The organism is Paractinoplanes globisporus DSM 43857 (genome assembly GCF_000379645.1).
In the GTDB taxonomy this organism is placed as follows: domain Bacteria; phylum Actinomycetota; class Actinomycetes; order Mycobacteriales; family Micromonosporaceae; genus Actinoplanes; species Actinoplanes globisporus.
This window is the reverse complement of the sequence record NZ_KB903330.1, coordinates 44,010-68,373: the sequence shown is the minus strand read 5'-3', so window position 1 is coordinate 68,373 and position 24,364 is coordinate 44,010. Positions and strand designations below refer to the sequence as shown.

Genomic DNA, 24,364 nt, shown 5'->3' with positions numbered 1-24,364 from the left:
CTGCGGAACACCGCAACTACGTTTGCGGTCCGCCGTCAGGAGGCGTCGTCGGCCCGCAGCGGGCGGATGTTGTCGGGGGAGGCCTCGAAAAGCTGCGTCAACGCCTGGACAATACGGTCGGCCGGCATGGGCTTGCAGAAGTGGTAGCCCTGGGCGTTGGGGCAGCCCAGCTCGATCAGGGCGGCCCGCTGCTCGGTCGTCTCGACGCCCTCGGCGACCACGCGGACGCCGAGCCGGGCGCCCAGCTCGACGGCTCCGCGGACCACCGCCTCGGCCGCCGCGGAATCGATCATGTCGTCCACGAACGAGCGGTCGATCTTGATCTCGTCGACCGGGGCTCGGGTGACTATCGCCAGCGAGGAGTAGCCGGTGCCGAAGTCGTCCAGCGAAAGTTGTACGCCCGCGTCGCGGAGCTCGGTCAGGACGTCGTCGACGATGGGCTGGTCGCTGACCGCGACCGACTCGGTGATCTCGAGGACCAGGCTGCTGGCGGGGGCGCGGTGGCGGCGCAGGGCCTCGGCCACCTGGGCGGGGAAGCCGGGGTCGAGCAGGCTGCGGGCCGAGACGTTCACCGAGACCGGGAGCTCGACGCCGGCCAGGCTCCAGGCGCCCGCGGCCTGCAGCGCGAGGTCGAGCACCCGGCGGGTGAACGGGGTCAGCAGCTCGGTGTGCTCGACGGTCCGGATGAAGTCGTTCGGGGAGAGCTGGCCCCGGCGCGGGTGACGCCAGCGCACCAGGGCCTCGACGCCGGTCGGCGCGGCGGTGATCAGGTCGACCGCGGGCTGCAGGTTCAGCACGATCTGGTCGTCGGCGGCGAGCGCGTCCTGCAGCTCGGCCAGCAGCGCCAGCTCGTCGGTGGTCATCGCGTCCTGGCTGGTGTCGTAGGTGGCGATCGCCAGTTCCTGCCGCTTGGCCTGGTCGAGGGCGAGCGACGCGCGGCGGACCAGCTCGGCCAGCTCGACGCGGCCGGCCCGGGCCACGACCACACCGACCACAATCTCCACCGCCAGCCGTACGCCGGACACCTCCATCGGCAGCGCGAGGTGCTCGACCAGCTCGCGGGCCCGCCGCACCGTCATCGGCAGCGGGCTCGGGCTCTCGTGCAGCGGGGTGGCCGAGTCGGCCAGCGCGGTGATCGCCGGGATCAGCAGCGCGAACTCGTCGTCGCCGGTGCGCGCGATCAGGTCGTTCTCGCGGGACAGTTCGGTGAGGCGCTCGGCGACCAGCTTGAGCACCTCGTCGCCGCAGCGGTGGCCGAGGGTGCCGTTGACCTCGCGGAAGCCCTTGATGTCGAGCAGCAGCAGGGCGACGTGCCGGTCGCGCTCGAGGTCGCGCAGCAGCTTGTCGCCGCCGGACAACAGGCTGCCGCGGTTGCGCAGACCGGTGAGCTGATCGTGGCTGCCGTCGTGCTCGGCGCGGTCGCGCAGTTCGGCTACCTGTTCCCGGGCCGCGGCATCATGCAGCGCCGCGGCGAGCACATCGCCGTAGGCCGAGATCGCGGCCTCGTCGCGGGGTGCGGGCAGCATCGGGTCGGCCAGCCAGACCGTGAGCTCGCCGACGACCTCGCCGGCGATCGCCATCGACCGGGTTATCGCCGGGCCGGGCAGTCCGGGCAGGACGCTGTCCTGTCCGGGGCCGTCCTCGGCGTAACGACGCTCGCCACCGGCGCCGCGCACCTCGATCTCGACGCGCCGGGCGCCGAAGACGTCGAGTGCGCCGCGCAGGCCGGCGGCGGCCACATCGGACAGGGCGCCGCCGGGCATGGCGGCGGTGGCCGCGGCGAACGCCTCCCACATCCGGCGCTCCTCGGCGGCGCGCAGGTGGAAGCGGTAGGTGCGCTGGAGCAGCCACAGCCCGGGAACGAATGCGAGCAACCACACCGGGCCGCGCACCAGGGCGAAGACGGCGCCGAGTCCGACCAGGACATTACCGACAAACATCGGGATCTTCGCGTACGGGATACGAGCGAAGATCTGTGAGGTGGCGGCGTCGTGGTGCACGGTCAGAGTGAGCGCGGCCAGCCCGAACGTGATCAGCAGGTACGCGAGGGCACCGGCGACCAGGGCGCCCTGCGTCTGCACGCTGAGCACCGGCGCGTCACCGCCGATCACCCGGGCCACGGTGGCGGCGCCGGCCGCGCCGAGCGACAGGGACGCGGACAGGTGCGCCACCTCGGCGATGTTGCGGTGCTCGTCCAGCCAGGACAGCAGCGCCCAGGCGATGGCCGCGCCGGCGAGGGTGGCCAGCGGCAGCCAGCCGGGCGGGGCGACGACGAAGCCGATGATGAAGGCGGCCTCGCCCCAGGACACGGAGACGACGCCGCGACCGAGCCGGAAGCGCAGCCGGGCAAGCTGGCCGGCCGCTACAAGCAGTGCCGCCAAGCCCACTCCGGCCATTACCGAGAGTGGACGATCGGCCGGGCGGTCGACGGGCAGCAGGACCCCGCCGACGGACACCAGAACCGCCGCGGAGACGACCGCCGCGGTCAATGCGCGGACGGCTCGGGAGCGCCCGGCGAGACCCGCCGTGGCTGTCCACGATCGACGGACGCCCGTCCCGGCGACGGGTGGGGCGGTCATGAGTTGTCCCTGTTCACGAGCGGCACTCGCGAATGCACGTGCATCTGCAGGAGCGAAAGCCGGGGGCGGGGGATGGTCATTTTCGGCGCCCCCTTCCGCGCAGGGTCGAGGGTCATTGAGACCCCCGGCGGAAGGCTAAATCAATCCCGATGAACACAACAAGGGTTGACGTACGACCCGTGTTCGGCTTTTGTCTGACCAATACGGAGAGTATTGACGCTTTCCGTCAGCGAACCGTCTCCGACGTGGTCAAACGTGGCGCTGATCGCCTTCCGCAAGAGCTTCGTCACTCTTAGTAGTATCGCCTTTGACCTCGGCTTCCACAGCGGCGTGGTCGTCCGAGGATCGATTCTGATCGACGTCAGGGCGAAGTGATTCGACATCGGACTGCTCGAGATCGGCGTTCAGCCGCGCGATCTCAGCCTCACGCTGTGTCTGCTCTGCGTCAGGGAAACTGTCGGGAAGCCGACGCAAGCGCTTGTTCATATTGCGAATCAGCAAAACAGTCGCTATGGACATCAGCACGATGACGAACAACCCCATCGGGCCGGCAAGGCCGCCCGACCGGGTGTCACCGAAGTTGTTGACCGCGAAGTTGACGTCCACCCCCCGATCGTACTGCTTTAACGGGCGTCGACGGACTCGTGGATGCCCGCAAAGAGGTCGGACTCAGGGACGGGGCTGTCGACCAGGGAGCGGGCCAGCTCGAAGTCTTCCGTGGGCCAGACCTTTTGCTGGAGCTCGAGCGGGATGCGGAACCAGAACCCGTCGGGGTCGACCTGGGTGGCGTGGGCACGCAGCGCGTCGTCGCGGACGCCGAAGTACTCCCCGCACTCGACCCGGGTGGTGATCTTGTCGCCCCGGTCGTCGCGGTCGGACCATTTCTCGAGCCACTCCGTGTACGGCGACTCGAGGCCCGCGGCGAGCATGCCCTCGTGCAGCGCGAGCATGCGCGCCCTGGTCCAGCCGGAGTTGTAGTACAGCTTCAGCGGCTGCCACGGCTCGCCCAGCTCGGGGTATTTCTCCGGGTCGCCGGCGGCGTCGAAGGCCACGACCGAGATCTTGTGGCACATGATGTGGTCGGGGTGCGGGTAGCCGCCGTTCTCGTCGTACGTCGTCATGACGTGCGGCCGGAACTCGCGAATCAGCTTGATCAGGGGCTTGGCCGCTTCCTCCGGGTCCTGCAGGCCGAAGCAGCCCTCGGGCAACGGGGGCAGCGGGTCGCCCTCGGGCAGGCCCGAGTCGACGAAGCCGAGCCAGGCCTGGTCGACCCCGAGGATCTCGCGCGCCCTGGTCATCTCGGCCCGGCGGATGTTGGCGATGTCGGCCAGCACCTCGGGGCGGTCCATCTTCGGGTTGAGAACGCTGCCGCGCTCCCCGCCGGTACACGTGGCGACCAGCACGCTCACGCCCTCGGCGACGTATTTCGCCATGGTCGCGGCGCCCTTGCTCGACTCGTCGTCGGGGTGGGCGTGCACGGCCATGAGGCGCAGCTGCTCGGTCACCGAAGAACTCCTCTTTAACGGAGTGCGAAGATGGACCCTGCCATTCTGGCCGATCCCACCGACAAGAAACGCACGAGAGGTCATCAGGTGAGCGAGACGCACACCACAAACCCGGTCTTCCCGCCGGGTCGCTACGGGCGCCGGCGCGACGGCCGCCGCCGGTCGGTGCTGCCGATCGTCATCCTGGCGCTGGTGATCGCGGCGTCCGTGCTGCTGTCGGTGAAGCTCTACCAGAGGTACGGCCAGACCGATTACCAGCCGCAGATCGTCGGCTGGCAGGAGCCGAGCGACACCACCATGACGATCAAGTTCACGGTCCGGGTGCCGGCCGGGAAATCGGCGGAGTGCGTCCTGCGCGCCCGCGACTACGGCGGCTACGAGGTCGGCACCCGTACGGTCGTCGTGAAACCCGCCGATCCGGGCGCCACCACGATCGAGGCCGAGGAAACGGTGACCACCTCGAAACGGGGCTCGGTGGGCGACGTGATGAGTTGTCAACCCGCCAAATAACCCCCTCCCGGCGCCGGTGTGAATAGTGCAAGATCGAGCAATCCAGGCGGAGTGCATACCGCTGGTAAGCTAAGTGATTCGCTCCGTTCAGCATGCAACGGCGATGCTGAGCGTTTCCCGTTCCAGCAAGGAGATCGACCGTGTCCAGTTCAGAGGCGCCCAAGACTTGGCTATCTCAGGACGCTCACGACCGGCTGCAGGCCGAACTCGACGAGCTGATCGCCGCGCGGCCCTCGGTCGCCGCGGAGATCAACGCGCGCCGCGAGGAGGGCGATTTGCGGGAGAACGGCGGCTATCACGCCGCCCGCGAGGAGCAGAGCAAACAGGAAGGCCGCATTCAGTACCTGAAGGAGTTCCTGCGTAACGCCGAGGTCGGCGAGGTGCAGAAGGCGGAGTCGATCCAGCCCGGGTCGGTCGTCACGATCTACTTCGACGACGACAAGACCGACACCGAGACGTTCCTGCTCGGGTCCCGCGAGATCGCCTCGACCACCGACCTCACCGTGTACAGCCCCGAGTCGGCGCTCGGCAAGGCCATCCTCGGCAGCGGCGCCGGTCAGACCGTGACCTACACGGCCCCGAGCGGCGCCGACATCAAGGTCACAGTCGTCGAGTTCGGCCCCTTCGAGGGATGAGTCACGGGGTGGCGTCGGCCAGCAGTGCCACCCGGTAACCGGCGCCCCGCAGAGCGCTGATCAGCGCCGCCGAGTGGTCCGGGCCGCGGGTCTCGACCGACAGCGCCACCTCCGCCTCGCCGAAGCCCAGCCGTGGGCTCTGCCGCGAGTGCGCCACATCCACCACGTTCGCCCGCTGCTCGGCGATCTCGCCGAGCAGCCGGGCCAGCTCCCCCGGCCGGTCGTCGCAGCGCACGGCCAGCCGCAGGAAACGCCCGGCCGACGTCAGACCGTGCTCGATCACCCGCAGCAGCAGCATCGGGTCGACGTTGCCGCCGGAGAGGATCGCCACCACCGGCCCGCCCTCGGCCGGCACCGCGGCGCCGGTCATCAGCGCCGCCACGCCCGCCGCCCCGGCCGGTTCCACCACCATCTTGTGCCGCTCCAGCAGCATCAGCAGCGCCGCCGAGAGGTCTTCGTCGGTGACCGTCACGACGTCGTCGACCAGCTTGCTGACGTGCGCGAACGTCAGTTCACCCGGCCGCAGCACGGCGATGCCGTCGGCGATCGTCGAGCAGCGCTCGAGCTTGCGCGGCGCGCCCGCGGCCAGCGAGGCCGGAAAGGACGCGGCGCCGCTGGCCTGCACGCCGATGACGCGTACCTCCGGTCGCAGCGCCTTCACCGCCACCGCGAGACCCGAGACGAGCCCGCCGCCGCCGACCGCGGTGACGATCGTCGCGGTCTCGGGCAGCTGTTCGAGGATCTCCAGGCCGACCGTGCCCTGCCCGGCGATGATGTCCGGGTGGTCGAACGGGTGGATGAACACCGCCCCGGTCTCGTCGGCGAACTGGCGTGCCGCGTCCAGCGCGTCGTCGACGCTCGTCCCGGCGTACTCGATCGCCGCCCCGTACCCCCTGGTTGCCGTGACCTTGGGCAGCGGCGCACCCTCCGGCATGAAAACGGTGGCGCTGGCGCCCAGCATCTTCGCCGCGAGCGCCACACCCTGGGCGTGATTTCCGGCGCTGGCGGCCACGACGCCCCGCTTGCGCTCGTCGTCCGAGAGCCTGGCGATTCGGGTGTACGCCCCGCGCACCTTGTACGACCCGGCACGCTGCTGGTTCTCACACTTCAGCCACGACGGGACGCCGGTGATGTCGGACAGCGGACGCGAGTGGATCACGGGGGTGGTCTCGACGACCCCGGTCAGCAGCTCGCGCGCGGCCTCGATGTCGGTGAGCGAAAGCAGGTCCAGCGGCACGGCGGTCATAGCATCGATCGTGCCACTTGATCACCCGAAGGCGTGACGCTGCCAGGGGTTGGCGACCTCGAGCAGGCCGGCGATCGAAAGAAGCAGCAGCTCGGAGTCGGGCGGCCCGACGATCTGCACGGCCAGCGGCAGTCCGTCCGGGCGGATGCCGACCGGAAAGACGATCGCCGGCAGGCCGGCCACGTTCCAGGGCGCGGCGTACGGCGCGTACCGCATGTTCACGGCCATGTTGTGCCGCCACGAGCCGGAGGAGTACTGCTCGGCCGGCGGCGGCGCCGACGCCAGCGCCGGAGTGAGCAGCACGTCCACGTTCTTGTCGGCGAAGAACTGGATCGACTTCTCGCGCCAGGCGTCCCGGTGCGCCTGCCGGACCAGCCCGGTGCGCGACGTCCACTTGCCGAGCCGGATGTGCTGCCGGGTGCGCGGCTGCAGCTTGCTGATGTCCAGGCCCTGCGACTCGCGGTAGGCGGCGGCGAACCAGGTGGCCAGCACCCGCAGGCCCAGCGCCGTCGGATAGCGCGGCTCGGCCGTCACCGTGTCGTGGCCGGCCTGCGTCAGGAGCTTCGCGACCGTGGCCACCGCGCCGCGGTTCGGATCATCCAGCCGTACGCCGACGACCGGCGACCGAGTCGACACGCCGACCCGCAGCTTGCCCGGCTCGACCAGCTTCACCGGGTCGCGCCCGGCGAGCACCGAGAAGCCCAGCACGGCGTCGGCCACGGTGGTGGTGAGGACGCCGTTCTCGGCGAACCCGAACCAGTCGTTGGTGCCGAGCTCGGCCGGGATCACGCCGCGGCCCGGCTTCAGGCCGACCAGCCCGCAGCAGGCCGCCGGGATGCGGATCGAGCCGAGCCCGTCGTTGCCCTGCGCGATCGGCACCAGCCCGGCCGCCACCGCGGCCGCCGAGCCGCCGGACGAGCCGCCCGGCGTACGGTCGCGGTCCCAGGGGTTGCGGGTGGCGGCCTCCTGATCGTCGGTGACCCCCCACAGGCCCATCTCGGGCATCCGGGTCACCCCGACCACGATGGCGCCGGCCCCGCGCAGCCGGCGTACCACCTCGTGGTCCTGCTCGGCGATCGGCTTGCGGGCCGCGGCCGAGCCGTCCCAGGTGGGCAGGCCGGCCACGGCGGTGTTCTCCTTCACCGCGACCGGCACGCCGGCCAGCGGCAGGTTGGCCAGGTCTTCCTGGTCGTCGACCTTCTCCGCCTCGGAGAGCGCCTCGCCGGCCCGAACCACACGGAACGCGTCCAGCGACGGGTCGGAGACCGCGATCTGCTCGATCGTGTCCGCGATGACCTGGGTGGCCGACACGTCACCGCGCCGTACCGCCCGGGAGATCTGCTTCGCGGTGGCGCCCACCCAGCTCGTGCCGTCCGACATGCCGTGCTCCGTGTTGTAGGTGTCAGCCCAGCGCCTGCTCGAGGTCGGCGAGCAGATCGTCAACGCTTTCGATGCCGACAGACAGTCGCACGAGATCGGCGGGTACTTCAAGCGGTGAGCCCGCAGCCGACAGGTGTGTCATCTGTCCCGGGTGCTCGATCAGCGATTCGACTCCGCCGAGCGATTCGGCCAGCACGAACAGTTTCGTCCGGTTGCAGATCGCGATCGCCGCCTCGGGACCGCCCGCCGCGCGGAACGAGACCATTCCGCCGAACCGCTGCATCTGCTTGGCCGCTGTCTCGTGCCCCGGGTGCGACTCGAGACCCGGATAGAGGACGCTCTCCACGGCGGTGTGCTCGCTGAGGAATCCGACGATGCGCTCGGCGTTGTCGCAGTGCCGTTCCATGCGTACGCCCAATGTCTTGATCCCTCGAAGCGTCAGCCAGGCGTCGAACGGACCGTTGACGGCGCCCATGGCGTTCTGGTGGAACGCGAGCGTGTCGCCGAGGCCGTCGGTGGCGGTGACCAGCGCGCCGCCGACCACGTCGGAGTGTCCACCCAGGTACTTGGTGGTGGAGTGCACGACGACATCGGCGCCGAGCGCGATCGGCTGCTGCAGGTACGGCGAGGCGAACGTGTTGTCGACGACCAGCATCGCGTCGTACTCGTGGGCGAGGGCGGCCAGCGCGGCGACGTCGGCCACGTTGAGCAGCGGGTTCGTCGGGGTCTCGGCCCAGATCATCCGGGTGTGGCCGGGGCGGAACGCGGCCCGCACCTCGTCCAGGTCGTCCAGCGGGACGGCGGTCCAGTCCAAGCCCCAGTTCTCGGCCACTTTCGCAAAAAGGCGATAGGTTCCGCCGTACGCGTCGCCGGGAATGACGACGTGGTCGCCGGGACGGCAGACGGCCCGCAACAGCGTGTCCTCGGCCGCGAGTCCGCTCGCGAAGGTCAGGCCGCGACGACCGCCCTCGATCGCCGCGAGGCACTCCTGGAGCGCGTCGCGGGTCGGGTTGCCGGACCGGGCGTACTCGTACCCGAGCCGGGGCGCGCCGACGGCGTCCTGCGCGTAGGTGCTCGTCTGGTAGATCGGAGGCACCACCGCGCCCGTCCGCGGGTCCGGTTCCTGGCCGGCGTGGATGGCGAGGGTGTCGAAGCCGTAGCTGTTAGCCGTCATGCTGCGCAAGGCTAGTCTCAGCAGGTGGCGGACTGCTTGTTCTGTGCGATCGTGGCGGGGTCTTTGCCCGCTTTCAAGGTGGTCGATTCGCCTGATGGGGTCGGGTTCCTCGATACCCGGCCGGTGTTCAAGGGGCATGTGCTGGTGGTTCCCCGTCAGCACGTGGTGACGTTGCCGGATTTGCCGCCTTCCGATTTACCGGGATATTTCGGACTGGTGCAGCGGGTCGCGGCGGCCGTGCCGGCGGCGCTCGGATCGCAGGGCACCTTTGTCGCGATAAATAACGTCGTTTCGCAGTCTGTTCCGCATCTGCACACGCATGTGGTGCCTCGGACAAAAGGGGACGGGTTGAAGGGGTTCTTCTGGCCCCGGACCCGCTATGCCGGCGACGAGGAAGCCACCGACTACGCCGCGAAGATAGCCTCCGAACTCGGGTAAGGGTTGCCTAACTTCCGGCGTTGCAGAGACCGGATGAAGGGAGTGACCGTGTTCCTGCGGTACAAGAAGCTCGAGCTGCCCACCCCCGACCAGGCGCTGCCCGGCCGTCTCCTGGAGATGCCGGTCGCCGCCAAGCACGTCGTCCTCGGCACCCCGATGAAGGGTCCGTGGCCGGAGGGCTACGAGGTCGCGGTCTTCGGTATGGGCTGTTTCTGGGGCGCGGAGCGTATCTTCTGGCGCCTCCCGGGTGTGTATTCGACCGCCGCCGGCTACGCGGGCGGGTTCACCACGAACCCGACCTACGAGGAGGCCTGCTCCGGCTCGACCGGGCACGCCGAGGTGGTCCAGGTCGTCTACGACCCCAGCAAGATCGCGTACGAGGACCTGCTGAAGGCCTTCTGGGAGAACCACGACCCGACCCAGGGCATGCGCCAGGGCAACGACGTGGGCACCCAGTACCGGTCCGCGATCTACACGACCAGCGACGACCAGCTGCGGATCGCGCGCGATTCCGAGCAGGCGTTCCAGCCGGTGGTCACGAAGGCCGGCCACGGCGACATCACCACCGAGATCAAGCCGCTGACCACGTTCTTCTACGCCGAGGACTACCACCAGCAGTACCTGTCCGACGCGAAGAACCCCTACGGCTACTGCAACCACGGCCCGAACGGCATGACCTGCCCGGTCGGCGTGGCCCGAGTCGCCGAGTAACCCGACAACAATGGGCGGGCGCCCACCTTCGGGCGCCTGCTCGCATGAGACCATGGCGACGGAGGAGGTGATCCCTCGTGCGCCGATATGCCAAGCCAATCGTCGTCGCGGACGATCTCACGTCGCTGCGTGGCCGCACGGCCGGCGTCGTCACGCTGCCGCGCCACCTCGACTGGTCCGGTTCCGCGGATTACGACCTTGATGGCCCCGGCCGGATCGTCGATCTCTACCGCACGATCCTGATCGAGGCCACCAAGCCGGAGGATCTCCACACGTTCCTCGATCAGGCGACACTCACTCAGCTTTGGCCCTCGATCTGGCTGCCTCCCGACCTGCGCAGGGCTTGGGAGGAGCGCTTCCCCGAGCTGAAGCGGACTGATCCCGGGGCGACCGCCGCGTAAGGTCCCCGGCATGGATCCGCGCCACCGGCGGCTCGCTGAGATCGCGCTTCAGGCCGCAGGCAATGAATACGGACTCGCTCTCGCGGGTGGATACGCCGTCCGCGCCCATGGCATGGGCGATCGCCCGAGCGGCGATGTGGATCTCTTACGGATTGGGATCGCCGGGCCGACTTCCCCGCCGTCACCGATCTGGTCATCGAGGCTTTGACGGACAGCGGTTATGCGGTCGAAATCGATGCCCGTGCGGACACCTTCGCCCGGCTGCTGGTCACCAGGACCGGCGAAGATGGCGCGGAACCCCAGAAGATGGAGTTGGCCGCCGACTGGCGCGCACATCCGCCGGTGAGCCTCAGCATCGGACCGGTGCTGCATCCGGACGACGCTGTCGGCAACAAGATGGCAGCGCTGTATGGCCGCGCGCTGCCGCGAGACTTTCTTGACATCGACGCCGTATTGGTCAGCGGCAGATATTCGAGCGAAGAGCTTCTGCAACTCGCGGAGAACGCCGACTCCGGTTTCGACCGCGCGATGTTCGCCGGCGCGCTGGGTGCTCTGGACCAGATCAGCGATGCCGCTTTTGCGCCCTACGGCGTCGGCTCCTCTGCAATCTCAGATCTTCGCGAGCGCTTCGCCAGGTGGCGGAGCGACCTGGCGTAGCGGCGCTGGAGACCCGGCAAGTGGCGGGGGTTGATTTCACGCGGGGGGCTGAAAAAGATCGACATGTCCCGACATGATCCGCACACTGGGGATCGACGCGCTAATACGCCGGGAGGTGCACCATGCCAGCGTTCAACAGCGAGGAGGAGCGGGCCGCCTGGGCTCTCGCCGAATCATTGTCCGACCAGGCGCGCACGATGATGCAGCAGGCGGAGGCCGCGCTCGAGACCTGGAAGCTCGGCAAGGAGATGAACCGGTTGCGCTGCGAGCGCCGCGGGATCAGCGCCTCGGACGCGGAGATCCGATGGGCGGAATCGGCGAACTCGAAGAACGCGCTGACCGACAACAGCTTCCACGTCGGCCTCGCCACGATGTATTTCGGCGCCGCCACCGCGAATTACTCCCGCGCGCTTTATCTACGCAGCGGCGGCGGCTTTCGGTAGGACCTATTCCTTCTGCTCGACGATCGGCGACGCCGGCGGCCTCGGCGGCCGGGGATTGTCGGACGACGCGGCGGACGCCGGGGTCGCGAGCGCGATGCCGAGCACCGCTCCCGCACTGAGCAAGCCAAGCCCGGCCAGCGACACCCGCTTAGTGTCCGGCTTCTCCATGAGCGACCTCCCTGCCGCGACGAGATATCCACGGTGCCAGGCCGAGCTGAGACGAAGCTGTGCACAACCTGCCAATCGATTGGTCTGTGTTGGGGGGCCCTGGTCGGGCAACATGAACAGATGGAGATCGCCAGCGAAACTGAGCGTAAATACGATGTCCCGGAGAGCTTCGTGCTGCCAGCGCTGGCGGGCACGGCGGGTATATGCGACGTCGCCGAGGCCGAGACCCATGACCTGGACGCCACGTACTTCGACACCGACGAGCTGACCTTGATGCGGAACCGCCGGACCTTGCGCCGGCGCACGGGCGGCGGCGACGCCGGCTGGCATCTCAAGACCCCGGGCAGCGGCGGCAGCCGCACCGAGCATCGCCTGCCCCTCAACGGCGGCGACAAGAACAAGGTGCCGGCCGAGCTGCGCGGCCAGGTCCGGGCGATCATCCGGCGGGAGCAGCTCAAGCCGATCGCCCGCCTGCGCACGCACCGGGTGGAGACGCCGCTGCGCGACGCCGCGGGCCACACGCTCGCCCTGGTCGCTCAAGACAGCGTGATCGCCGAGTCCGGCGGCGTGACCCAGCGCTGGCAGGAGGTCGAGGTCGAGCTGGTCGAGGGCAGCCCCGACGTGCTGGAGGCGGTGGAGCGCCGCCTGCTCAGCGCGGGCGCCAGGCCGGCCGCCGGCCCCTCCAAGGTCGCCCGCGCCCTCAACGGCCGCCTCGCGAAGACGCCGGCGCCGACACCGCCGACAAACCTCAGAAAGACCAAGAACCCCGTTTTCCTGTACGCCCGTGAGCAGCGCGAGGCCCTCACCGAGTTCGACCCGGGAGTCCGGCAGGGCGCCCCCGAGGCCGTGCACAAGATGCGGGTGGCGACCCGTCGGCTGCGCAGCACCCTGAAGACGTTCAAGCGCTCGTTCCCCGGCTTCGAGGAGGTCGGCGACGAGCTGAAGTGGCTCGCCGACCTGCTCGGCCAGGTGCGCGACGGCCAGGTGCAGAGGGGCAAGCTGCTCGCCGAGGTGGAGCAGGCCGGCCCCGACTTCGCCGACGCCGCCGACCGCATCCGGCACCACCTCGACGCTCAGGTCGACGAGGGCCGGGCCGCGCTGGCCGAGGCCCTGGAGAGCGAGCGCTACCTGGCCCTGCTCGACAAGGTGGACCAGCTGTCCTCGCTCCCCGGCAACGGCGAGCCCGACCAGTTGCGCCGGGCCCGCAAGAGCCTGCACAAGGCCGACGGCCTGCTCGACACCGCGTTCGCCGACGGCGTCGACGCGGAGCTTCATGACGCGCGCAAGGCGTACAAGAAAGCTCGTTATGCCGTTGAAGTTTTTGCTCCGGCCGCCGGCAAGAACGGGAAGGCCCTGGTCAACGCCCTGACCGACCTGCAGGACGTGCTCGGCGCGCACCAGGACTCGGTGGTCGCCCGCGAGCTGCTGCACGAGCTCGGGCCCGACAGTTTCTGGTTCGGCGTGCTCTGGGCCCGCCAGGAACAGGTCGGCAAGGACACGTACGCCGAGTTGCCCGTGGTGGTGGAAGCCTCGCGAAAGAAGAAGCTTCGTCGCTGGATCGGCTGAGGTTCATCTGTACGGGGTAAGAATCTCGGCATGCAGGCGGAGACGGAGTACCAGGACGAGCAGACCACCGAGCCGTACCACGGGCCGATCGCGGCGCTGGGCGGCTACCGGGTCGCCGACGACGACGATGACGACCCGGTGCTGCTGAACGCGGACGGCAGCCCGGTCGACACGTGGCGGGAGGACTACCCGTACGACGAGCGGATGTCCCGCCAGCAGTACGACCACGACAAGCGGCTGCTGCAGATCGAGCTGCTGAAGTTCCAGAACCACTGCAAGACCACCGGTGAGCGGATGGTGGTGCTCTTCGAGGGGCGGGACGCCGCCGGCAAGGGTGGCACGATCAAGCGCTTCATGGAGCATCTGAACCCGCGCGGCGCCTCCGTGGTCGCGCTCGAGAAGCCGAGCGAGCGCGAGAGCACGCAGTGGTACTACCAGCGCTACATCGATCACCTGCCGGCCGCCGGCGAGATAGTGCTGTTCGATCGTTCCTGGTACAACCGGGCCGGCGTCGAGCGGGTCATGGGCTTCTGCACCCGCGCCGAGTACCTGGAGTTCATGCGGCAGACCCCCGAGCTCGAGCGCATGCTGGTCCGCTCCGGTATCCACCTGATCAAGTTCTGGTTCTCGGTCACCCAGGGCGAGCAGCGCACCCGCTTCGCCATCCGCCAGGTCGATCCCGTACGCCAATGGAAGCTCTCGCCGATGGACCTGGCCTCGCTCGACAAGTGGGGCGAGTACACCGAGGCCAAGGAGGCGATGTTCTTCTACACCGACACCGCGGACGCGCCCTGGACGGTGGTGAAGAGCAACGACAAGAAGCGGGCCCGGCTGGAAGCGATGCGCCACGTGCTGAGCCGCTTCGACTACGAGAACAAGGACGACGAGGTGGTCGGCAACGCCGATCCGCTGATCGTCGGCCCCGCCTCGCTCGCCGTCGAGGGCATGGAGATGTCACCGCGCGTATTCCCTCGCCTGTAGTGATTTAAAAACGTTGGCGCTCGGACCGCCGTCTCGATAGCGTGGCCGTACACGTGAAGGGAGGTGGTCCGAAGTTGTATACCAACGGGACTCGTGAGGTGGCTGTCCGCTAGCCGCTGTCCTCGACAGCTTCGTTCTGTTTGGAAGTAAGACGTCGAGACCGTGTGGCAGCGGTCGAGGCTAATACCAGGCAGCCACCCGACCCCCGGGGATCCGGCCTTGTCCGACCGGACCACGTACGCGTGGAAAGAACCCCGGGGGTCGACCCATATCTGGAGCCCGTTCCGTGACGCGTGAGCTAGCCGTGCTCGGCACCGCGAGCCAGGTGCCGACCCGGCACCGCAATCACAACGGCTACCTGCTGCGCTTCGACGACGAGGTGATCCTCTTCGACCCGGGCGAGGGCACCCAGCGCCAGATGCTCCTGGCCGGCCTCGCCGTCACCCCGATCACCCGCATCTGCGTCACGCACTTCCACGGCGACCACAGCCTCGGCCTGCCCGGCACCCTGCAGCGCATCTCGCTGGACAAGGTGCCGCACCCGGTCGCCGTCCATTACCCCGCGGCCGGCCAGGAGTTCTACGACCGCCTGCGGCACGCCACGAGCTACTGGGACAACGCCGACATCGTCGCGGCCCCGGTGAGCGGCGCGAGCTTCACGGCGGAGACCTCGGTGGGGCGACTCACGGCGCTGCCACTCTGGCATTCCCTTCCCACGTACGGATACCGCCTCGACGAACCGGACGGCCGCCGCATGGTGCCGGAGCTGCTGGCCGCGCACGGCATCGCCGGGCCGGCCGTGAGCGAGCTGCAGCGCGCGGGACGGCTCGGCGACGTGACGCTCGAGCAGGTCAGCGTGGCCCGCCCCGGCCAGAGCTTCGCGTTCGTCATGGACACCGGCCTGTGCGACAACGTCTTCGCCCTGGCCGAGGGCGTCGACGTGCTGGTGATCGAGTCGACGTTCCTCGACGAGGACGCGACGATGGCCGAGATGGTCGGGCACCTGACGGCGGCGCAGGCAGCGTCGGTCGCGCGCGTGTCGGGCGTACGCAAGCTGGTCCTGACGCATTTTTCGCAGCGTTATCAGGACGCGTCCCGGTACCTCGACGAAGCTCGCCCCGAGTTCGCCGGCGAGATCATCCTGGCCGAGGACCTGATGCGCATCCCGTTCCCGCCTAGAAACGCCAGCGGGTAGCGCCGTACGGCTCCTCGGTCGCGACTCCCACCACGGTGTCGAACGTGAACCGGTAGACGTGCCACGGCGGCGGCCCGGCGCTCGGCGCGCTGAACGGCGCGGTCAGCGCGTCGCCCTCGACCTGGGCCGGCCAGCCGCCGTCCCGATAGGCGGCGGCGATCCGCTCGAGGGTCTCGGTCTCGGTCGCCCGGGCCGCCGTTCCCTCGAGCACGAGGTCGATCCCGGGCAGCCGTACGGAGATGGTGCAGCGCGGGTTGACGGCCAGGTCGCGGGACTTGCGAGTGGTGGGGTTGCTGGTGAAGTAGAGGTGGCCGTCCAGCCACTGCGCGCCGACCCCCGCGGCGTGCGGGGTCCCGTCCGGGCGGCAGGTGCCCAGGAAATGCGTGATCGCCGGGGAGGCCGGCGTGGAGAGCGCGCTCTGGGCCCGGCTCCACGGCAGCTCGGCGTCACCGTAACGGTCGATGTTTGTGGTTTCCCGTGGTTCGCTCATGCCCGATTAGACCGCCGTCGCGGCCCGGATTCATCGGTGGCTTCGCTCGGGGAGACCGAAAGAGGGCAGCACGCTCGTCTCGAACCGGGTCAGCGCGCTGATCCGGTCGCCGCTGAGGCCGAGCACGTAGAGGCCGACCGGGCGGCCGACGCCGTTCGGGCCGCGCAGGTAGGCGCCGAACGCGGGCTGGCCGTTGGCCCGGGCCGGGATCAGGTCGAAGCGGCGGCCCGCGGCGAAGATGCCGGCGCTGAACCGGGCGACGAGGTCGCGCCCCACGTACTCGAAGGGGATCGGCGGCATCGACATGAAGACGTCGTCGGTCAGCAGGTCGACCAGCGCGTCGATGTCGGCGGCCTCCCACGCTCGGACGAATCGTTCGACGATGGCGTCCTCGGCCGTGGTGTCGTCTGCCGGCTTTTGCGCGTTTTGCGGGGGTAGCGCGGCCCGCGCTCGCTTGAGGGCGCTCTTGACCGCGTCGACGCTGGTGTCGAGCATGGCGGCCACCTCGTCGGCGTGGAAGCCCAGCACGTCACGCAGGATCAGCACGGCGACCTGCCGGGGCGGCAGGGTCTGCAGGGCGGTGACGAAGGCCAGCGAGATCGTCTCGCTCCGCTCGTAGAGATCCTCGGGCCCCAGCAGCGCGTCCGGGATCGGCTCCAGCCAGACGACCTCGCCCAGCCGGGTCGGCTCGGGCGGTTCGACCCCCGGCACGTCCCACTCCTTCGCCCGGCGGCGGGCGGCCGACCGGCGGGCGTTCAGGCACCGGTTGGTGGCGATCCGGTACAGCCACGTGCGCATCGAGGCCCGGCCCTCGAACTCCGCGAGCCCCTGCCAGGCCGCGAGCATCGTGTCCTGCAGGGCGTCCTCGGCGTCCTGCAGCGAGCCGAGCATCCGGTAGCAGTGCACGCGCAGCTCCCCGCGGTGCGGCTCGGTCAGCTCCCGGAACGCGTCTTCGTCGCCGGCCCGGGCCCTGGTGATCACATCGACCGCCACGTCCCACCTCCTCCCCCGTACCGACACCGGCCGTGCGGCAAACGGGTCGCGACCCCTTTCGGAAGATCGCGGTGTCTCCATCAGCACATCGAAAGGAGACCCACCATGGCAAGGATCATCGTCAGCGAAAACATCACCCTCGACGGCGTCAGCACCGACCCGACCGGGGAGGAGGGCACGACGCACGGCGGCTGGTTCACCCGCATCGACGACGCGGACCGCGCGGCCTGGGCCGCGGCCGAGGAGGACGAGGCGATGCACGTCGACGCGGTGCTGATGGGCCGGCGCAGCTACGACTACTTCGCCCCGCGCTGGGCGGACCGGCCCGGCTCCTGGGCCGAGAGGTTCAACAGCCTGCCGAAGTACGTGCTGACGTCGTCCCCCGACCCGCTGGCCTGGCGCAACTCGACCGCGGTCAGCGGCGACCTGACCGAGGTGGCCGCGAAGCTGAAGCAGGAGGTCGACGGCGACATCGTCGTCTACGCCAGCGGCAGCCTCATCCCCACCCTGATCAAACACGACCTGGTCGACGAGCTACGCCTGATCGTCTTCCCGGTCCTGGCCGGCGCCGGCCGAGCCATGCTCGCCGACAGCGGCAGCATCCGCCCGCTACGCCTGATCGAATCCCACCCGATCGGCACCAACCTCACCCACGTCACCTACCGCCCGGCCTAGCCATCACGGGCCGCGCCCACGGGCGCGGCCCACCACTCGGCCGGGCGGTACGGTCGGGCGGTGACGGCGATGGTGCGTACGGGGAATGACGTTGATCTTTTGCCGGTGGGGGCCTTGCATTTTCGGTCGCGGGCGGCCGCCTATGCGCACATCCTGCCGGCCGAGACGTTGGCTTCGCCGTCGGCGGCGGCGCTGGCCGCTTGGTGGGTTGAGCGGTGGAAGTGGGAAAACGAGACGCATCGGCTGAGCGTGGCCGAGGAGTTCGAGCGGGTGGTCGGGTTCAGCTATGTGGGGCCCAGTGAGACCGAGGGCGCGGCCGAGCTCTACGCGATCCACGTCGACCCGGTGCTGGTCGGCAGCGGGGTGGGGCTCCTGCTCATGGAGAACGCGCTGCTCCAGCTCGAGGAGATCGGCGGCGAGCGGGCGGTGCTCTGGGTGCTGGAGGACAACGAGCGGGCCCGCCGGTTCTACGAGCGCGGTGGCTGGACAGCCGACGGCGAGACGCGGGTGGAGCCGATCAGCGGGGAGCCTGTGCGGCAGCTGCGGTACGGCCGGCCGCTGAAAGGCTGACGGAGAGAGGAACCGGACGACCGGCCCAGTTCGGCCGCCCGGTCACCCCCCAGGACTCCATCGTCAGGCCGGGCGACGCCACCGCACAGGAAAGCAACCGGCAACCGACCGGCAATAGATCAACGCGAGATCATCGGGACAGCGCGAGGTGGAAACGCTCGCGCTCCTCCCCCTCCAGGCCGAAGGCGTCGGCCAGCAGCCGGGCGGTCTCGGGACGCGGTCGCCCGGCGCGGCCGGACTCCAGGTACCGGATGGTGCGCACGCTCAGGCCGGTGCGTTCCGCGAGGTCCTCCTGGGACATGCCGCGACGCAGTCGGTGGCCGCGGATTCCGGGCGCGGCAACGGAAGTGCCACCGGGGGCAAGCTTTCCGCGGAGGGCGGCGGCTTGCGGGTGACCCAGGTCCGAGAGGATTTCGTACGCCTCGCGCCAGCGCTCAACCGCAGTGTCGGGGTCGCCGAGTGTCTCGTACAGGTCGCCGAGGTGGGCGAGGATCTGCGCCTCGACCGCGGGGTTGCCGGTGCGCCGGGACAGCCGCAGGCCCTCCTCGAAATGCCGGGCCGCGCGGTCGTGCTCGGCGGTGTGGTGGTGCAGCAGGCCCAGGCTGTCCCGGGTGATCGACTCGTTCTCCCAGTCGCCGGCCCGCTGCTGCAGCGCGAGCGCCTCGGTGAAGTACGGCAGCGCGGTCTGCGCCTCGCCGCGCTGGGCGTGATACCAGCCGACCGCGAGCGCCGCCTTGCCCTCCCAGACCGGGTCGTCGAGGGTGCGGAAGAGGTCGAGCGCCGCGCCCGCCTCGCTGAGCGCCCGTTCCTGGTCGCCCTGCAGCCACCACAGGTAGGACAGGATGAAACGGCACTCGGCACGTCCGGTGTCGTCCACGGCCAGGGTCAGGGCCCGGGCCAGGTTGTCCTGGGCCTCGTCGAACCGCTGCCGGCGGGCGTCGGCGACCGCCAGGAACGAATACGCGTACGCCAGGGCGGGCCCGTCGCTGAGCGTGGCGGCCGCATCGAGGGCGACCGCCCAGGCCGCGCCTTCGTCGTCCCAGCGGCGCTCCTCGTGCAGGAACGAGTCGAGCGCCCAGCTCAGCTGCCACGCCTGCGTGTCCAGGCCCTCGTCGCGGGCCTGCCGGACGGCGGCGAGCAGCGTCTCCCGCTCGCCGGTGAGCCAGGCGATCGCGGCCTTCATGTCGACCAGCGGGCTGGGCCGGGAGTCGTCGGCCGGTGCGTTCAGCGTCATCGGGATCGGCGCCCGGGTCGGGTTGAGCACCAGGTCGGCCTGGTACGCCGTGTGCGTGTAGTGGTCCATCAGCCGGGTCAGGGCCGCACGCCGCTCGGCGGCCGGGTCGGTGGCGCGGGCCAGCTCGGCGGCGTAGGCGCGGATCAGGTCGGTCATCGCGTACCGGCCGGGAGTGGGCTCGGTGACCAGGGCCGAGTCGGTGAGCTCGCGCAGCAGGCGGCGGCACGCGACCGGCGGGCTTCCGGCGAGCGCGGAGGCGGCGGTGAGCGCGATGTCGGGGCCGGCGGCCAGGCCGAGCAGCCGGAACAAGCGGGCCGCCGCGGGCACGAGCCCGTGGTACGACCAGGAGAACACGGCCCGCAGGTCGTCGAGGGCCTCGAGCCGGCCGGCCGGGCGGCGCAGTTCGGCGGTGAGTGCGGCGAGGGCGGCCAGCGGGTGGCCGGCCGTGCGCACCCGGGCCGCGGCCAGCGTCACGGCGAGAGGGAGCCGGCCGCACGCCCGGACGATCTCGGCCGCACCCGGCTCGGTGGTGCCCACCCGCTCGTGGAAGAGCTCGATCGCCTCGTCCTCGCCGAGAACGTCGAGGTCGATCGGGCGGGCGCCGACGGCGGCGATCAGGCCGGTGAGCCGGCGCCGGCTGGTGACCACCGCGCGGGTGTGCTCGCCGGCAGGCACCAGCGGCAGCACCTGCTCGTCGTCCCGGACGTTGTCGAGGATCACGAGCAGCCGCAGCGACTCGGTGAGGTCGCGGTAGAGCGCCTGCCGGCCGTCCCGGTCGGCGGGCATCCGGTCGGGACCGACGCCGAGCGACTCGAGCAGCAGCCGCAGTGCGTCGGCGGGGTCGCGCGGGTCGGCCTCGGCGAAGCCGCGCAGGTCGATGTGGTGACGGCCGTCCGGGAACACCTGCGTCGTCCGGCGGGCCCAGTGGACGGCCAGCGAGCTCTTGCCTACTCCCGGCGGCCCGGAGATGACGGTGACGGCCGGCGACGGTGAGTCGAGGACGGCCAGCTCGGCCGAACGGCCGATGAAGCCTGCGATCGGGGGTGGGACGGACATGCGGTCGCAGCACCTCCACTGTGGATCCGCCCCAACTATAGGTGGGCGGGAGCGCGCGACCGAGATATTGCGGGGGAACCTGTGGTCACGCGCTCCCGCCAACCGCCCCGCCCGAACCGGGGGTCGCGCCTGGCCGGAGGCGCTGGACCAGCGGAGGCGTGCCGGTCCTGTACCAGTTCAAGGGCGGGTCCTGTTGCGGGATGCCACGGCGCTGGCGGGGCGCTGCGGCTTCACCGCTGGGAGACGTCGGCCGGGCTCGTGAGCCGTGGCCTGCCGGGGGAGGTCAAGCTGTCGGCGACGTCGGAGCCTGATGGAGTTGTCAGTCGAAGTAACCGCGGTTGCGGGCCCCCGGGTAGCCGTGCCGGTCGGCGTTGTCCTCCACTCCGGCGCGCAGGCCGGGCATGGCCCGGATGCTGTTCAGGTCGTGCCGGACGGTCCAGGCCTCACGCCACGGCCGGCGGGACGCGGCGTCGGCCCGCTCGGCCAGGCGGCGCGGGGCGCACGGCCATCGCCATCCACACCAGACACAGTTGCCGTCGAGGCCCGCCTCGGCGTGCCGCCCGAGCATCTGCTGGGCGTCGCGCCAGAGCATGCGGTCCACGATGTCGGCCGGCGCTTGGTCGGCGATGACCATCCGTCACTCTCCGTCGGGACGTGCTGCAACCTCCGGTACGACTCATACAACCGCACCCGCCCACCGGCCGGTCGGACTTTCTGTGCGATTGCCATTGCGGACCGTCACCGCTCCTGTTCGCCGTGGGCGGACGGCGCGGCGGCATAGACCGGCGTCGGAGCGTTGTTGAGGCGGTCATGGATACCGAACACACGAGTGTCGAACCTGAGGCGCTCGACGCCTACAGCCGCATCGTGACCGGTGTCGCCTCCAGCCTGCTCCCCTCGGTCGCCGCGCTCTCGGTGCGCACCAGCCGCGGGGCGGGCGCCGGTTCGGCGGTCACCTTCACCGACGACGGCTTCCTTCTCACCAACGCCCATGTCGTCGCCGGCGCCACCAGCGGTACGGCCGCGTTCGCCGACGGCAGCGAGTCAAAGTTCGACGTGGTCGGGGCAGACCCCCTCTCCGACCTCGCCGTGGTCCGTGTGCAGAACCCGGGCGCACCGGCGGCGCCGCTCGGCGACGCCGACCGACTCAAGATCGGCCAGCTGGTCGTGGCCGTCGGCAACCCGATGGGCCTGGCCGGCTCGGTCACCGCCGGAGTGGTCTCCGGCCTGGGCCGGTCGCTCCCGGCCCGGGACGGCCGGCGGGTCCGCATCATCGACAGTGTCATCCAGACCGACGCGGCGCTGAACCCGGGCAACTCGGGCGGCGCGCTGGCCGACTCCACCGGCACAGTGGTCGGCATCAACACGGCGGTCGCCGGCTACGGCCTCGGCCTGGCCGTCCCGATCAACAGCACCACCCGCACGATCATCGGCGAGCTGGTCGCCTCGGGCCGGGTCCGCCGGGCCTGGCTGGGCGTGGCCGGTCTCCCCGCTCCGCTCCCGCCGCAGCTGGCCGCCCGCCTGGGCCAAAAGGTGGGGCTGCGGGTCGTCGAGGTCGTCCCGGGCAGCCCGGCCGGAAACGCCGGGATCTACCTGGGCGACATCCTGATCTCGGCCGGCGGTCAGCCGCTGCAGACCGTGCAGGCCCTGCAGCGGCTGATGCTCAGCTCCGCGATCGGCAACAACCTCCCGATCACGCTGCTCCGCAAGAACGCCCTGGTCGACGTCGTAACCATCCCCGCCGAGTTGAGCTGACCCCCACCGCGGCCCTTTGCTCTGCGCACCTATACGCGCCGTGCGTATAGGTGCGCAGAGCAGGGCGCATAGGTGCGCAGAGCAGGGCGTATAGGTGCGCAGAGCAGGGCGTATAGGTGCGCAGAGCAGGGCGTATGGTGCGCAGAGCAGGGCGTATAGGTGCGCAGAGCAGGGCGTATAGGTGCGCAGAGCAAAGGCGGCTCAGGCTAGGTGGGCTAGGAGGTCCTGCCTGGTGAGGACGCCGGCGGGCTTGCCGTCGATCAGGACCAGGGCGGCGTCGGCCTTTTCCAGCAGGGCCACCGCCTCGCCGACCGGCTGGCCGCCGCCGATCATCGGCAGGGAGTCGCCCATGTGGCGCTCTATGGTGTCGTGCAGGTGGGCCTGGCCGGTGAAGAGCGCGTCGAGCAGGGCCTTTTCCGCTATCGAGCCGGCCACCTCGCCGGTCACCACGGGCGGCTCGGCCTTGAGCACCGGGAGCTGGCTCACGCCGTACTCCCGCATGTAATCGATCGCGTCGCGCACCGTCTCGGTCGGGTGCACATGGATCAGCGGCGGGGTCCGGCCGTCCTTGCCCGCCAGCGCGTCGGCCACGGTCGGCGCGTCCTCCGAGCTGGTGCGCAGGAAGCCGTACCGGGCCATCCAGTCGTCGTTGAAGATCTTGGACAGGTACCCGCGGCCGCCGTCGGGCAGCAGCACCACGATCACGTCCTCGGGACCGGCCGCACGGGCCACCTCGAGCGCGGCCACCACGGCCATCCCGCACGAGCCGCCGACCAGCAGGCCCTCCTCGCGGGCCAGCCGCCGGGTCATCTCGAACGAGTCGGAGTCGGAGACCTCGATGACCTGGTCGCAGATGTCCGGGTCGTAGTTGGCCGGCCAGAAGTCCTCGCCGACACCCTCCACCAGGTATGGCCTACCGGTGCCGCCGCTGTAGACGGAGCCCTCCGGGTCGGCGCCGATCACCCGGACCGGGCCCTGCTCCTTGAGGAACCGCCCGACGCCGGTGATCGTGCCGCCGGTGCCGACGCCCGCGACGAAGTGAGTGATCTTGCCGCCGGTCTGTTTCCACAGCTCGGGGCCCGTCTCCTCGTAGTGTGAGCGCGGGTTGGCCGGGTTGCTGTACTGATCGGGCTTCCACGCGCCGGGCACCTCGCGGGCCAGCCGGTCGGAGACGTTGTAGTAGGAACGCGGGTCCTCGGGGGCGACCGCTGTCGGACATACGACGACCTCGGCGCCGTACGCCCGGAGGACGTTCTGCTTGTCCTCGCTGACCTTGTCGGGGCAGACGAAGATGCACTTGTAGCCGCGCTGCTGCGCGACGAGGGCCAGGCCGACACCGGTGTTTCCGCTGGTCGGCTCGACAATGGTGCCACCCGGCCAGAGCAGGCCGGCCTTCTCGGCGTCGAGCACCATCCGCATGGCGATCCGGTCCTTCACCGAACCGCCGGGATTGAAGTACTCGACCTTGGCCAGCACGGTGGCGGCGATGCCCTCGGTGACGTGGTTGAGTTTGACCAGTGGTGTGTCACCGATGATCTCGACGACGCTGTCGTAGTAACGCACGCTTTAGATTACGACGGCCTGGTCCCGTTGCTTCTCCCACTCCAGGAAGCGCTCGGTCTCGGCGAGCACGGCGCCGGCCAGCCACGTGATCATCACGGCGTCGTCGGCCAGGCCGACGACGAACAGGAACGCCTCCGGGATGAGGTCGATCGGCGAGACGATGTACGCCGCGGCGCCGGCCATCAGCGCCACCCGCATGCCCCCGTCGTACTGTCCTTTTGCGGTCGCTTTCAGCATGCGGGGCAGGGCCGCCAGGCGCTTGCTCACCGACGGGCCGCCCCGGGCACCCGACGTAAGTGCCCTGGCCAGCGCGGTGAACGCCGCCGCCCTTCTCAGCTTTTTCGCCATCATTTCCCCTCTCTCTGCCACTCCAGCATGACTTGAGCGCGCCATGATTGCCTCTCGCGGGAACGAGTTAGCCTCGAATCCAAGCCGGATT

Annotated in this window: 25 protein-coding genes and 1 pseudogene; 13 read left to right on the top strand and 13 right to left on the bottom strand. The window is 70.1% G+C overall.

Annotated features, from left to right (window positions below; translation table 11 throughout):
• Positions 1–35: 35 nt before the first annotated feature.
• From A3CQ_RS0139665 to mca, 3 genes are all read right to left on the bottom strand, one after another.
• Entirely contained in the window at positions 36–2,579 is a 2,544-nt protein-coding gene (locus tag A3CQ_RS0139665; protein WP_026206723.1) for an EAL domain-containing protein, read from the bottom strand.
• 249 nt (positions 2,580–2,828) lie between these two features.
• On the bottom strand, positions 2,829–3,185 hold the full coding sequence (locus A3CQ_RS0139660; RefSeq protein WP_020516528.1) for a hypothetical protein: 357 nt from the start codon (positions 3,183–3,185) through the stop codon (positions 2,829–2,831).
• A gap of 17 nt (positions 3,186–3,202) precedes the next feature.
• Positions 3,203–4,084, bottom strand: coding sequence for a mycothiol conjugate amidase Mca (gene mca, locus A3CQ_RS0139655; RefSeq protein ID WP_020516527.1), 882 nt, complete (start codon positions 4,082–4,084; stop codon positions 3,203–3,205).
• An 87-nt stretch (positions 4,085–4,171) separates the two neighbouring features.
• Here mca and A3CQ_RS0139650 point away from each other — a divergent pair, with 87 nt between their 5' ends.
• Together A3CQ_RS0139650 and greA are read left to right on the top strand one after the other, a co-directional pair.
• Positions 4,172–4,594 (top strand): DUF4307 domain-containing protein, encoded by a 423-nt coding sequence (locus A3CQ_RS0139650; RefSeq protein WP_026206722.1) that lies wholly within the window; start codon positions 4,172–4,174, stop codon positions 4,592–4,594.
• A gap of 140 nt (positions 4,595–4,734) precedes the next feature.
• Positions 4,735–5,229, top strand: coding sequence for a transcription elongation factor GreA (gene greA, locus A3CQ_RS0139645; RefSeq protein WP_020516525.1), 495 nt, complete (start codon positions 4,735–4,737; stop codon positions 5,227–5,229).
• A 1-nt stretch (position 5,230) separates the two neighbouring features.
• Here the strand turns inward: greA and ilvA are convergent, their stop codons facing one another.
• Genes ilvA through A3CQ_RS0139630 form a run of 3 tightly spaced genes read right to left on the bottom strand, consistent with a single transcriptional unit; the run spans position 5,231 to position 9,029 of the window.
• Positions 5,231–6,475: a threonine ammonia-lyase gene (gene ilvA / locus A3CQ_RS0139640; protein WP_020516524.1), complete on the bottom strand. Its 1,245-nt coding sequence runs from the start codon at positions 6,473–6,475 to the stop codon at positions 5,231–5,233.
• Positions 6,476–6,496: 21 nt separating this feature from the next.
• Positions 6,497–7,855 (bottom strand): amidase, encoded by a 1,359-nt coding sequence (locus A3CQ_RS0139635; protein WP_026206721.1) that lies wholly within the window; start codon positions 7,853–7,855, stop codon positions 6,497–6,499.
• A gap of 22 nt (positions 7,856–7,877) precedes the next feature.
• Positions 7,878–9,029, bottom strand: a complete 1,152-nt coding sequence (locus A3CQ_RS0139630) for a cystathionine gamma-synthase (RefSeq protein ID WP_026206720.1) — start codon at positions 9,027–9,029, stop codon at positions 7,878–7,880.
• A gap of 24 nt (positions 9,030–9,053) precedes the next feature.
• On the opposite strand from A3CQ_RS0139630, the gene A3CQ_RS0139625 reads away from it, so the two are divergent.
• The 5 genes and pseudogenes from A3CQ_RS0139625 to A3CQ_RS0139605 all read left to right on the top strand — a co-directional run bounded on the left by A3CQ_RS0139625 (position 9,054) and on the right by A3CQ_RS0139605 (position 11,679).
• Positions 9,054–9,467 (top strand): HIT family protein, encoded by a 414-nt coding sequence (locus A3CQ_RS0139625; RefSeq protein ID WP_020516521.1) that lies wholly within the window; start codon positions 9,054–9,056, stop codon positions 9,465–9,467.
• A gap of 48 nt (positions 9,468–9,515) precedes the next feature.
• Positions 9,516–10,178 carry a peptide-methionine (S)-S-oxide reductase MsrA gene (msrA, locus tag A3CQ_RS0139620; protein ID WP_026206719.1) on the top strand — a complete coding sequence of 221 codons (663 nt, stop codon included), beginning with the start codon at positions 9,516–9,518 and terminating at the stop codon, positions 10,176–10,178.
• Positions 10,179–10,255: 77 nt separating this feature from the next.
• Positions 10,256–10,579, top strand: coding sequence for a hypothetical protein (locus A3CQ_RS0139615; protein ID WP_020516519.1), 324 nt, complete (start codon positions 10,256–10,258; stop codon positions 10,577–10,579).
• 10 nt (positions 10,580–10,589) lie between these two features.
• A pseudogene (locus A3CQ_RS0139610) lies at positions 10,590–11,236 on the top strand (nucleotidyl transferase AbiEii/AbiGii toxin family protein).
• Between the two features lie 122 nt (positions 11,237–11,358).
• Positions 11,359–11,679: a hypothetical protein gene (locus tag A3CQ_RS0139605; RefSeq protein WP_020516517.1), complete on the top strand. Its 321-nt coding sequence runs from the start codon at positions 11,359–11,361 to the stop codon at positions 11,677–11,679.
• 3 nt (positions 11,680–11,682) lie between these two features.
• Here A3CQ_RS0139605 and A3CQ_RS61850 read toward each other — a convergent pair whose 3' ends face one another.
• Positions 11,683–11,847, bottom strand: a complete 165-nt coding sequence (locus tag A3CQ_RS61850; RefSeq protein ID WP_020516516.1) for a hypothetical protein — start codon at positions 11,845–11,847, stop codon at positions 11,683–11,685.
• Between the two features lie 120 nt (positions 11,848–11,967).
• Between A3CQ_RS61850 and A3CQ_RS0139595 the strand changes: the two genes are divergently transcribed.
• From A3CQ_RS0139595 to A3CQ_RS0139585, 3 genes are all read left to right on the top strand, one after another.
• The gene (locus A3CQ_RS0139595) at positions 11,968–13,413 is read left to right on the top strand and encodes a CYTH and CHAD domain-containing protein (protein ID WP_020516515.1); all 1,446 of its coding nucleotides are present in this window, start codon (positions 11,968–11,970) and stop codon (positions 13,411–13,413) included.
• 30 nt (positions 13,414–13,443) lie between these two features.
• Positions 13,444–14,394 (top strand): polyphosphate kinase 2, encoded by a 951-nt coding sequence (gene ppk2 / locus A3CQ_RS0139590; RefSeq protein WP_020516514.1) that lies wholly within the window; start codon positions 13,444–13,446, stop codon positions 14,392–14,394.
• 286 nt (positions 14,395–14,680) lie between these two features.
• Positions 14,681–15,589, top strand: a complete 909-nt coding sequence (locus A3CQ_RS0139585; protein ID WP_040433906.1) for a ribonuclease Z — start codon at positions 14,681–14,683, stop codon at positions 15,587–15,589.
• Here A3CQ_RS0139585 and A3CQ_RS0139580 read toward each other — a convergent pair.
• Positions 15,570–16,079 carry a pyridoxamine 5'-phosphate oxidase family protein gene (locus tag A3CQ_RS0139580; RefSeq protein WP_020516512.1) on the bottom strand — a complete coding sequence of 170 codons (510 nt, stop codon included), beginning with the start codon at positions 16,077–16,079 and terminating at the stop codon, positions 15,570–15,572. The genes A3CQ_RS0139585 and A3CQ_RS0139580 overlap by 20 nt on opposite strands.
• A 30-nt stretch (positions 16,080–16,109) precedes the next feature.
• On the bottom strand, positions 16,110–17,072 hold the full coding sequence (locus A3CQ_RS0139575) for a sigma-70 family RNA polymerase sigma factor (RefSeq protein WP_020516511.1): 963 nt from the start codon (positions 17,070–17,072) through the stop codon (positions 16,110–16,112).
• 105 nt (positions 17,073–17,177) lie between these two features.
• On the opposite strand from A3CQ_RS0139575, the gene A3CQ_RS0139570 reads away from it, so the two are divergent.
• Positions 17,178–17,747: a dihydrofolate reductase family protein gene (locus A3CQ_RS0139570; protein WP_020516510.1), complete on the top strand. Its 570-nt coding sequence runs from the start codon at positions 17,178–17,180 to the stop codon at positions 17,745–17,747.
• Between the two features lie 105 nt (positions 17,748–17,852).
• Entirely contained in the window at positions 17,853–18,317 is a 465-nt protein-coding gene (locus A3CQ_RS0139565; protein ID WP_020516509.1) for a GNAT family N-acetyltransferase, read from the top strand.
• A gap of 130 nt (positions 18,318–18,447) precedes the next feature.
• On the opposite strand, the gene A3CQ_RS55700 is transcribed toward A3CQ_RS0139565, so the two are convergent.
• Complete coding sequence (locus A3CQ_RS55700) at positions 18,448–20,607, bottom strand: ATP-binding protein (protein WP_020516508.1); 2,160 nt, start codon at positions 20,605–20,607, stop codon at positions 18,448–18,450.
• 319 nt (positions 20,608–20,926) lie between these two features.
• The gene (locus A3CQ_RS0139555; RefSeq protein WP_020516507.1) at positions 20,927–21,241 is read right to left on the bottom strand and encodes a hypothetical protein; all 315 of its coding nucleotides are present in this window, start codon (positions 21,239–21,241) and stop codon (positions 20,927–20,929) included.
• A 176-nt stretch (positions 21,242–21,417) separates the two neighbouring features.
• On the opposite strand from A3CQ_RS0139555, the gene A3CQ_RS0139550 reads away from it, so the two are divergent.
• On the top strand, positions 21,418–22,362 hold the full coding sequence (locus A3CQ_RS0139550; RefSeq protein WP_020516506.1) for a S1C family serine protease: 945 nt from the start codon (positions 21,418–21,420) through the stop codon (positions 22,360–22,362).
• A gap of 201 nt (positions 22,363–22,563) precedes the next feature.
• Here the strand turns inward: A3CQ_RS0139550 and A3CQ_RS0139545 are convergent, their stop codons facing one another.
• Together A3CQ_RS0139545 and A3CQ_RS0139540 are read right to left on the bottom strand one after the other, a co-directional pair.
• Complete coding sequence (locus tag A3CQ_RS0139545; protein WP_020516505.1) at positions 22,564–23,925, bottom strand: cystathionine beta-synthase; 1,362 nt, start codon at positions 23,923–23,925, stop codon at positions 22,564–22,566.
• 3 nt (positions 23,926–23,928) lie between these two features.
• On the bottom strand, positions 23,929–24,273 hold the full coding sequence (locus tag A3CQ_RS0139540; RefSeq protein WP_026206716.1) for a YkvA family protein: 345 nt from the start codon (positions 24,271–24,273) through the stop codon (positions 23,929–23,931).
• Positions 24,274–24,364: the final 91 nt, after the last annotated feature.

Excerpts from the sequence above, each read along its gene's own strand:
- A3CQ_RS0139555 (WP_020516507.1), bottom strand. The coding sequence starts at position 21,241 with ATGGTCATCGCCGACCAAGCGCCGGCCGACATCGTGGACCGCATGCTC.
- A3CQ_RS0139550 (WP_020516506.1), top strand. The coding sequence starts at position 21,418 with ATGGATACCGAACACACGAGTGTCGAACCTGAGGCGCTCGACGCCTAC.
- A3CQ_RS0139595 (WP_020516515.1), top strand. The coding sequence starts at position 11,968 with ATGGAGATCGCCAGCGAAACTGAGCGTAAATACGATGTCCCGGAGAGC.
- A3CQ_RS0139665 (WP_026206723.1), bottom strand. The coding sequence starts at position 2,579 with ATGACCGCCCCACCCGTCGCCGGGACGGGCGTCCGTCGATCGTGGACA.
- A3CQ_RS0139605 (WP_020516517.1), top strand. The coding sequence starts at position 11,359 with ATGCCAGCGTTCAACAGCGAGGAGGAGCGGGCCGCCTGGGCTCTCGCC.
- A3CQ_RS55700 (WP_020516508.1), bottom strand. The coding sequence starts at position 20,607 with ATGTCCGTCCCACCCCCGATCGCAGGCTTCATCGGCCGTTCGGCCGAG.
- A3CQ_RS0139570 (WP_020516510.1), top strand. The coding sequence starts at position 17,178 with ATGGCAAGGATCATCGTCAGCGAAAACATCACCCTCGACGGCGTCAGC.
- A3CQ_RS0139630 (WP_026206720.1), bottom strand. The coding sequence starts at position 9,029 with ATGACGGCTAACAGCTACGGCTTCGACACCCTCGCCATCCACGCCGGC.
- A3CQ_RS0139540 (WP_026206716.1), bottom strand. The coding sequence starts at position 24,273 with ATGGCGAAAAAGCTGAGAAGGGCGGCGGCGTTCACCGCGCTGGCCAGG.
- A3CQ_RS61850 (WP_020516516.1), bottom strand. The coding sequence starts at position 11,847 with ATGGAGAAGCCGGACACTAAGCGGGTGTCGCTGGCCGGGCTTGGCTTG.
- A3CQ_RS0139635 (WP_026206721.1), bottom strand. The coding sequence starts at position 7,855 with ATGTCGGACGGCACGAGCTGGGTGGGCGCCACCGCGAAGCAGATCTCC.
- ppk2 (WP_020516514.1), top strand. The coding sequence starts at position 13,444 with ATGCAGGCGGAGACGGAGTACCAGGACGAGCAGACCACCGAGCCGTAC.
- ilvA (WP_020516524.1), bottom strand. The coding sequence starts at position 6,475 with ATGACCGCCGTGCCGCTGGACCTGCTTTCGCTCACCGACATCGAGGCC.
- A3CQ_RS0139580 (WP_020516512.1), bottom strand. The coding sequence starts at position 16,079 with ATGAGCGAACCACGGGAAACCACAAACATCGACCGTTACGGTGACGCC.